Source organism: Thioalkalivibrio sp. ALE31, from assembly GCF_000377405.1.
Taxonomy (GTDB): domain Bacteria; phylum Pseudomonadota; class Gammaproteobacteria; order Ectothiorhodospirales; family Ectothiorhodospiraceae; genus Thioalkalivibrio.
In genome coordinates this window covers 35,044-42,065 of sequence record NZ_KB905031.1, presented here as the reverse complement: position 1 = coordinate 42,065, position 7,022 = coordinate 35,044, and the positions used below count along the sequence as shown (strand labels likewise).

At 68.6% G+C, this 7,022-nt stretch carries 6 protein-coding genes; all 6 read right to left on the bottom strand.

Annotation, left to right across the window (positions count from 1 at the left end; translation table 11 throughout):
- Positions 1-193: 193 nt before the first annotated feature.
- The gene (locus D103_RS0113020; RefSeq protein WP_038028958.1) at positions 194-1,048 is read right to left on the bottom strand and encodes a ferritin-like domain-containing protein; all 855 of its coding nucleotides are present in this window, start codon (positions 1,046-1,048) and stop codon (positions 194-196) included.
- Positions 1,049-1,066: 18 nt separating this feature from the next.
- Positions 1,067-3,571, bottom strand: coding sequence for a heavy metal translocating P-type ATPase (locus D103_RS0113015; protein WP_018877091.1), 2,505 nt, complete (start codon positions 3,569-3,571; stop codon positions 1,067-1,069).
- Positions 3,572-3,582: 11 nt separating this feature from the next.
- Positions 3,583-3,714 carry a hypothetical protein gene (locus D103_RS14330; protein ID WP_017940982.1) on the bottom strand — a complete coding sequence of 44 codons (132 nt, stop codon included), beginning with the start codon at positions 3,712-3,714 and terminating at the stop codon, positions 3,583-3,585.
- 108 nt (positions 3,715-3,822) lie between these two features.
- Complete coding sequence (locus D103_RS0113005) at positions 3,823-4,191, bottom strand: hypothetical protein (protein WP_018877090.1); 369 nt, start codon at positions 4,189-4,191, stop codon at positions 3,823-3,825.
- 105 nt (positions 4,192-4,296) lie between these two features.
- The gene (gene cls / locus D103_RS0113000; protein WP_018877089.1) at positions 4,297-5,769 is read right to left on the bottom strand and encodes a cardiolipin synthase; all 1,473 of its coding nucleotides are present in this window, start codon (positions 5,767-5,769) and stop codon (positions 4,297-4,299) included.
- Positions 5,770-5,796: 27 nt separating this feature from the next.
- Positions 5,797-6,987, bottom strand: a complete 1,191-nt coding sequence (locus D103_RS0112995) for an O-succinylhomoserine sulfhydrylase (protein ID WP_018877088.1) — start codon at positions 6,985-6,987, stop codon at positions 5,797-5,799.
- Positions 6,988-7,022: the final 35 nt, after the last annotated feature.

Sequence of the window (7,022 nt, the reverse complement as noted above, 5' to 3'; positions counted from 1 at the left end):
GGGCCGGGGTCGCGGCAGTCGGGCGTGTTTCTTGGTGACTTCTTTGCACGAGCAAAGAAGTCACTCGGGGCGCGCTGGCGAGTCAGCGCCAGGCAGTATGCGGACCGAAGGCACCGTAAACACCGTATGCCGAACCAAGACCAGCCACTGCCAGGCCTGACCACAAAACGGCGCAGAGCCGATCCGCTCGAATCTATGGCGACGAATCGGTGGCGGCCTGGGCCTCCAGTTGCGCCATCTCGGAGTCGGTGAAACCGGCGGCGCGGCGGGCGGCGTGGGCGAAGGGCGGGCGTACGCGGCCCGGCATGTACTCTGCCAGCAGCTCGAGGAAGAGCGGCTCGGCATCGAGCCCGCGCGCGTGGGCCAACTCGCGGAACCAGCGCGTGCCGATCGCCACGTGGGCGACCTCCTCGCGCTGGATGATCTCGAGAAGCGCCACGGTCGCGTGATCGCCCGCTGCTGCCAGGCGCTCGATCATGCCCGGGGTCACGTCCAGCCCGCGCGCCTCCAGCACGCGCGGCACCAGGGCCATGCGGATCATCACGTCGTGGTCGGTCGCGAGTGCGGCCTCCCACAGCCCGTTGTGGGCCGGCAGGTCGCCGTAGTCCGCCCCCAGCTCGTTGAGCCGCGCACGCAACAGCCGGAAATGGCGCGCCTCCTCGGCCGCCACCTGCAGCCAGTCGCTGACGAACGGCGCCGGCATGTCGCGAAAGCGATAGACGGCGTCCAGCGCCAGATTGATCGCGTTGAACTCGATATGCGCGACCGCGTGCACCAGCGCCACCCGCCCGGCCGTGGTGTGCAGCCCGCGCCGAGGAAGATCCTTCGGGTGCACCAGCACGGGGTGTTCGGGCCGCCCCGGTACCTCCATGCGTTCCGGTGCCGGGGCACTCCCGGCCTCCAGCTCGCCCGCCCACCAACCGCGTATGAGCTCCAGCGCCCGCTCGCACTTGGTCTCCGGGTCCCGCTCGCGCAACGCGGCCTCGGCCGCGCGATAAACGACCGGGGACTCCGGCGCGGATTCAGGATTCGGGTTCGATGCTTGCATGCGGCACAGGATACCCGCTCAACGCTCGCCAGTCGGCATGCTGCGGCGCAGCAGGATGGAGTTGCCGATGACCGAGAGCGAGCTGGCGGTCATCGCGATCACGCCGATCATCGGGTGCAACAGGCCGACCGCGGCGATGGGGATCGCGGCGGTGTTGTAGCCCCAGGCCCAGAACAGGTTCTGCACGATCTTGCGGAAGGTCAGGCGCGAGAGCTGTACGGCCTCGACGACCTTGGTCAGCTCGCCGCGCACCAGAGTCACGTCGGCGGCCTCGATGGCCACGTCCGCGCCGGCCCCGATCGCGATGCCGACATTCGCCTGCTGCAGGGCCGGGGCGTCGTTGATGCCGTCGCCCACCATCGCCACGTGGTCGCCGTACTCCGCCTGCAGTTCGCGGATCGCCTCGACCTTGCCCTCCGGCAGCACGCCGGCTCGGACCTCGTCGATCCCCACCTGCGCGGCCACGGCCTTCGCGGTGCGCTCGTTGTCACCGGTGACCATCACGCAGCGGATGCCGAGGGCATGCAGCTGTTCGATGGCGCTCTGCGACTCTTCCTTGAGGGTGTCGGCGACCGCGACGATGCCGGCCGGTCGATCGCCGATGGCCACCAGCATCGCGGTCTTCCCGGCATCTTCGAACTGCCGCAGCGATTCCAGCAGGCCGGACGGATCCAGGCCCTGCTCCTCCAGCAGCCGCTGGCTGCCGACCAGGACGCGCTCCCCGTCGAGGCGGGCCTCCACCCCGCGCGCGGTGTGCGACTGGAACTGTTCGACCTCGGCGACCGCCAGCTCCCGATCGCGCGCACCCTGCACAATGGCCTCGGCCAGCGGATGCGCAGAACCAGCCTCCACGGCCGCGGCCGCGCGCAGCACACGAGCGTCATCGAAGCCCTCGGCGGCGACCACGTCGGTCAGTGCCGGCTGCCCGCGGGTGAGGGTCCCGGTCTTGTCGAGCACGATCACGCGGATGTCCTTCAGCGTCTGGATCGCGGAGCCCGAGCGGATCAGGACGCCGCGTTCGGCCCCCATGCCGGAACCGACCATCAGGGCGGTGGGTGTGGCCAGCCCCAGCGCGCAGGGGCAGGCGATGACCAGCACGGCGATCGCCGCGAGGATCGCCAGTACCAGCGGGGGACGTTCGGAATCCACCCACGGCAGAAACCCCTCGCCCCAGATCAGGATCGGCTGCAGCGCCCCGGAGAACGCCAGCCAGGCCGCAAACGCCGCCAGCGCAATCACCAGCACCGCCGGCACGAACCGCGCGGTGATGCTGTCCGCCAGCTCCTGCACCGGCACCCGCGAACCCTGCGCCTCGTTCACCAGACGGATCACCTGCGACAGGAAAGTGTCGGCCCCCACACGGGTCGCGCGCACCTTCAGCCGCCCCTGCTGGTTCAGGGTCGCACCGAGCACGGTATCGCCCTCAGCCTTGTCCACCGGCACCGACTCGCCGGTGGCGATGGATTCGTCCACGGTGCTCTCGCCGGCAACCACCTCGCCATCGGTGGGGATCTTCTCGCCCGGGCGCACGATCATCACCTCGCCCACCTGCAGCGATTTCACCGGCACCTCGATCTCTTCGCCGTCGCGTTCCACCCGGGCCGACTTCGCGCCCAGATCCAGCAGCTTGCGGATCGCAGAGGAGGCCTCGCCCTTGGCGCGGTACTCCAGGTAGCGCCCGAGCATGTGGAAGGCCATGATGGTCGCGGCCATCTCGATGAACGAGGTCATCGGGTAGACAAAGCCGATCAGCCCCAGCAGATAGGGCGGCAGCGAGCCCATGGAGATCAGCACGTCCATGTTCAGACTGCCGCTTTTCAGCGCGCGCCAGGACGAACGGTGGGTGGCCGCACCCCCGGCCATGAACACCACCGGGAACGCCAGCACGGCGATGATCAGCAGATAGCCGGGGATCTCCTGCCAGAACATGTGCGGCATCATCAGCACCATGATCGCGATGGTCGGGATCATCGCGATCCACAGCCGGCGCCAGGCCTGCTTCAGATAGGCCGCGTCAATCTCGGCATCGTCCGCCTCGCTGCCGGCCTCCTCGGTCTCCAACGCCGCCACGTCATAGCCGGCCCCCTCGACCGCGGCGCGCAGGGCCTCGGCGTCGGGGCCACCGGGACCGGGTTCTATGGTCACACGGTGATCACCGATGTTGGTGCGCACCGCCTGGATGCCCTCCAGCTTCTCGATCGCACCCCGCACGATCCCCGCGCAGTGGTCCGACCCCATGCCGGGTACCACCAGACGCACCGTACCGGCGGCGCCCGTTTCGCCCTCGACTTGGGCGACGTCGTAGCCAGCCCCCTCGACCGCGGCCCGCAACCCCTGCGGGCCCACCTGCTCGGGGTCGTATCCCACGGTCACCCGGTGGCGGGCGATATTGGTCCCCACCGAGGCCACGCCGGGGGTCTTCTCCAGCGCCGCGCGCACGATCCCCGCGCAGTGGTCCGACCCCATGCCGGGGACGATCACCACCGCCTCGCGGCCATCCGCTGGCTTCGTTTCCGTCGTCATCGCGCGCCTCCTCAGCGATTGCCGAACAGGTACTTGATCAGGGCGGCGATGCCGAGGATCAGCAGCACCAGGACGAGCAGCCCGATCAGGCCCCCGCCAAGACCCATACCGCCCATCCAGCCGAAACCTTGTTCATTCATCATGATGTAGTCCTCCCCGGGACAGAGTGAAAGACGCAAAGCGCGGTAATGCGCAAAGCGTGGGTGATGCGCGATCACCCGGGGCCGGGTGGAACCCCGGCCAGGGAGGAATCAGAGGGGTGGGCGCAGATCCGGTGCCGCGGGGGTACCGGGGCCCATGGCTACGGGAAGGGAAACGAAAACGGGCGCGGCCGCCGAGACCGGCGTGCCGGCGGGCGCAGGCAAACCCGAGACCCCGCAGACGCCACAGACCGCACAGGGCATCTCGCAGGCCGAAGGCTCGGCCTGGATCACGAAGTCCGGGGAAAGGTCCAGCGGCACGGCTTCCGAAAGCGATCCGGCACCCCCACCCGGGCAGTGGCCCGCCGCGGTCATGCCGCCTGGGGCATCGCCGTGCATCATCCCCGCACCGGCGATCGGCGCCAGCAACAGGGCGGCGACAACCAGCAGGTTCAGCAGATGGTGCAGGGCTCGCGACACGGGCTGGCCTCGAACAGGTATTCTGCCTGCAAGTCTAGCAGCCGCTCCGGCATTCGGTGTGACACAGATCAAGCCGCCCGAGCGTGTACGTTGATCCGTGTTTCCCTACAACACCGGCGCCAGCAGATAGGCAGCCCTTGCGGCCACCCGTCGCCACAGCGGCAGGTCGTCTACGTCCTGCCGGGCCATCTCGCGCGAGCGGGCGAAATCGGCCTCGAACATGCGCGCGGTCTCGCGAGCGAAGGCCGGGTCCATCACCAGCGCGGTAACCTCGAAATTCAGCCGGAACGAGCGGTTGTCCAGGTTCACGGTCCCCACCGCCGCGCCCATGTCGTCCACCACGAAGGCCTTGCCGTGCAGGAAGCCCTCCTGATAGCGGTAGACACGCACGCCGGCATCCAGCAGCGGCCCCAGAAAGGCATAGGCCGCATGCGTGGTCAACGGGTTGTCGGTGACCTCGGGGATCAGCACACGTACATCGACGCCACTGAGCGCTGCCAGCTTGAGCATGCCCTGCACGCCCTCGTCCGGCACGAAGTACGGGCTCGCGATCCAGATACGCCGATCAGCCGCATGGATAACCTGTTGCATCATCAGGCTGGCGGTCTCGAATTCGTCCGCCGGGCCGGAGGGCAGGATCAGCACCGGGACGCCATCGTCCGCCATGATCGCCGGCTTCCATTCCAGCTCCGGGATGTCTTCGGTCGCCCAGTGCCAGTCCTCCAGGAACACCGACTGCAGGGCCAGGGCGGACGGCCCCTCGATGCGCAGGTGGGTATCGCGCCAGGGGCCGATCTTCGGGTCCCGCCCGAGGTACTCATCCCCCACGTTCAGTCCGCCGACCCAACCCTGTTCGCCATCGGCCACCACGATCTTGCGGTGATTGCGGAAGTTCAGCTGGAAGCGATTACCGCGCCCGCGGGTCGAGTGAAAGTGCTGCACATGCACCCCCGCCTCGCGCAGGGCGTCGAGATAGCTGCCGGGCAGGCGGTAGCTGCCGATCTCGTCGTAGAGAAAATAGACCTCGACCCCGTCCTGCGCCCGCTCCACCAGCCGCCGCTTGAGTTCGCGCCCGATCGCGTCGTCGCGCACGATATAGAACTGCACCAGCAGGTAGCGCTCGGCCTGCTCGATCCCCTCGAAGATACTGTCGAAGGTCGCCTCGCCATCCACCAGCAGCTCGACCTCGTTGCCGTGGAGAAACGGCCAGCGGGCCAGCCGCTGCACCCCGTCCAGGTGCTTGCTCGGCTCTTGCGCGATGTACTGGTGGGACCACAGCTCCTCTGTCTTCGGCTGCAGGGCCCGCGCCAGAGCGGAGTCTTCGTCACGGCGCGCGACCACGTAGCCGCGAAACTCGCTGGCGCCGAATACCCAGTAGGCCGGCACGGCCACATAGGGAACGGTGTTGAGCGACACGATCCAGGCCACCGCGCCCTGCGGCGTCCGCGTGGACATCAGCGCATCCAGCGACGACAGGAACCCCAGCAGGTGGAAGCCAATAACGACCGTCAGCAGTACGCGCCAGCGCGGACGCCGGCGCGGCTTCGGATGGACATCACCGGATGCGGGTCTGGACATATCCGTGCGGTCGACCCGGGAGCCGCGTCAGAGCGCGTCGAGCCCGCGGGCCAGGTCGCGCTGGATGTCGGCGACCGCCTCCAGCCCCACGGCGACCCGCACCAGGGCCTCGGTAATGCCCTGGGCCTCGCGCCTGTCCGGGTCCACGCGGCCGTGGGTAGTGGTGGCCGGATGGGTGATGGTGGTCTTGGTATCGCCCAGATTTGCGGTGATCGACAGGAATTTCGTGGCGTCAATCACCGACCAGGCGGCCTCACGCCCGCCGGCGACCTCGAAACTCAGCACCCCGCCGAAGCCGCTTTGCTGGCGCTTCGCGATTGCGTGCTGCGGGTGGGACTCGAGCCCCGGGTAATGCACGGCCGTGACCTGCGGGTGGGCCTGCAGCCACTGCGCCAGGGCCAGGGCGTTCTCGCTGTGGGCGCGCATGCGCAGGGCCAGGGTCTCCAGCCCCTTCAGGAACACCCAGGCGTTGAACGGCGACAGGGTCGGCCCGGCGGTGCGCAGGAAGCCGTAGACATCCTTGCCGACGCGCTCGGCGTCGCCGACCACCGCGCCGCCCAGACAGCGGCCCTGGCCGTCGAGAAACTTGGTCGCCGAGTGGATGATGATGTCGGCGCCCAGATCCAGCGGGCGCTGCAGGATCGGCGTGCAGAAGCAGTTGTCCACCGCGAGCAGGGCGTCGTGCCGATGCGCGATCTCCGCCAGCGCGGCAATGTCCACCACCTCGCCCAGCGGGTTGGACGGCGTCTCGCAGAAATACAACCGGGTATTCGGCTGGGTGGCGGCCTCCCAGGCCTCGAGGTTCGACAGCTCGACGTAGGTCACCTCGACACCGAAACGGCCGAGGTAGTTGTTGAAAAGCACCGTAGTCGTGCCGAACACCGAACGCGAGCAGACCACGTGATCGCCGGCCTTCAGCAGGCCCATCATGGTCGCGAGGATCGCCGACATCCCGGAGGCGGTGGCCACACAGGCCTCGCCCCCCTCCAGCGCGGCCAGGCGGTCCTGGAAGGTACGCACGGTCGGGTTGGTGAAGCGCGAGTAGATGTTGCCGGGCGACTCCCCGCCGAAGCGCGCGGCGGCCTCCGCGGCCGAGCCGAATACGAAGCTGGAGGTCGGGAAGATCGCCTCGGAGTGCTCGCCCTCGGGCGTACGCTGGTAACCGTGCCGGATGGCTACAGTCTGCGGGTCGTAATCAGCGGGGTCGAAATCGGTCATCGGGGCATCCTTGGCTGCGGGATGCCACAGTGTAC

Excerpts from the sequence above, each read along its gene's own strand:
- D103_RS0113020 (WP_038028958.1), bottom strand. The coding sequence starts at position 1,048 with ATGCAAGCATCGAACCCGAATCCTGAATCCGCGCCGGAGTCCCCGGTC.
- D103_RS0113015 (WP_018877091.1), bottom strand. The coding sequence starts at position 3,571 with ATGACGACGGAAACGAAGCCAGCGGATGGCCGCGAGGCGGTGGTGATC.
- D103_RS14330 (WP_017940982.1), bottom strand. The coding sequence starts at position 3,714 with ATGATGAATGAACAAGGTTTCGGCTGGATGGGCGGTATGGGTCTTGGC.
- cls (WP_018877089.1), bottom strand. The coding sequence starts at position 5,769 with ATGTCCAGACCCGCATCCGGTGATGTCCATCCGAAGCCGCGCCGGCGT.
- D103_RS0112995 (WP_018877088.1), bottom strand. The coding sequence starts at position 6,987 with ATGACCGATTTCGACCCCGCTGATTACGACCCGCAGACTGTAGCCATC.